The following is a 1,120-nucleotide window of genomic DNA, read 5'->3' on the forward strand; positions in this document are numbered from 1 at the left end:
CCGTATCTGGCCCAGGTGTGGATCGAGGATGCGGCGGAAAACAAGCTGAATGGCCCGTTAATGGTGCTGCCGCCGGTACAGCGTATTGAGTCCGGCGGCAAGAGTTCAGTGCGCATTCAGGCGCTGCCGGAGATTGACAGGTTGCCCAAAGATCGCGAAAGCGTGTTCTGGTTCAACCTGCGGGAGATTCCGCCGCGCAGCAATAAACCGAACGTGCTGACCCTGGCGCTGCAGACGCGGCTAAAGATTTTCTGGCGTCCGGCGGCGATAAAAATCGATGCCAAAACCGATACGGTTCCGGGCGTAGAGAAGGTCACACTGGCCAAAAGCGGCGGTCGTTATGTACTGAATAATCCCACCCCTTACCACCTGACATTTGTAGAGGGCCGTAGTTCGTTGGAGGCTAAGGGAATAGCAGGATTTGAGCCGGTGATGGTGGCGCCGAAGAGCAAAGTCACGCTGAGCTCCGGCGCGGATGCGCTGGGTAGTGCGCCGGTACTGGCGTTGGTTAATGATTACGGCAGCCTGCGCCTGTTGCCATTCCAGTGCGCGGGGGCCATCTGTCAGGCTCAGCCGGTTGTTATCCCGCAATAATTACAGGAGGGTTAACGTCATGAAAAATAACCTGCTTCCCCTTATGGTTGCGTGTTCACTGGGTGCGGTTACGCTGAGCAGCCTGGCCCAGGACGGTGGTGTCTCTTATATGCATATCACCGGCACTGTCGTGGAACCGGAGTGTGTGATCAATAACAACCAGCAAATTGAGGTGGATTTTGGTGAGGTACTGACCACCCGGGTGGACGGCGTGAATTATGAAACGCAGATTCGCTACAGCCTGAGCTGTTCAAACCTGCTGCGTAACACATTGAAAATTAACCTTCGGGGTACCCCGGCATCGTTCAACGGCGGCCTGTTTATGACGGATGTCGCCGGGCTCGGGATCCGCGTGTATGACGCGTCAAAAACGGCGGTGATACCTAATAGCGGGGAACTGCAATTTACTTATGCTGCCAACAACCCGCCGGCGCTGTATGCGGTGCCGGTGGCGCAGAATGCCGCCGCGCTGCCGGGTGGAGCGTTTAACGGTTCGGCAACCATGGTTTTAAGTTATCAGTGAGGA

The 1,120-nt window shown here is 56.2% G+C and carries 2 protein-coding genes; both read left to right on the forward strand.

Annotated features, from left to right (window positions below):
* Positions 1 to 594: fimbria/pilus periplasmic chaperone (locus AQ981_RS25280; RefSeq protein WP_058914516.1), on the forward strand; the 594-nt coding region annotated here is incomplete at its 5' end.
* A 19-nt stretch (positions 595 to 613) separates the two neighbouring features.
* Positions 614 to 1,117, forward strand: a complete 504-nt coding sequence (locus tag AQ981_RS25285; protein ID WP_071609029.1) for a fimbrial protein — start codon at positions 614 to 616, stop codon at positions 1,115 to 1,117.
* The last annotated feature ends 3 nt before the right edge of the window (positions 1,118 to 1,120 follow it).

Origin of the sequence: Entomohabitans teleogrylli (genome assembly GCF_001484765.1) — a bacterium.
In the GTDB taxonomy this organism is placed as follows: Bacteria; Pseudomonadota; Gammaproteobacteria; order Enterobacterales; family Enterobacteriaceae; genus Entomohabitans; species Entomohabitans teleogrylli.

What these genes read in the sequence shown, in the direction of transcription:
- AQ981_RS25285 (WP_071609029.1), top strand. Translation starts at nt 614, where the DNA reads ATGAAAAATAACCTGCTTCCCCTTATGGTTGCGTGTTCACTGGGTGCG.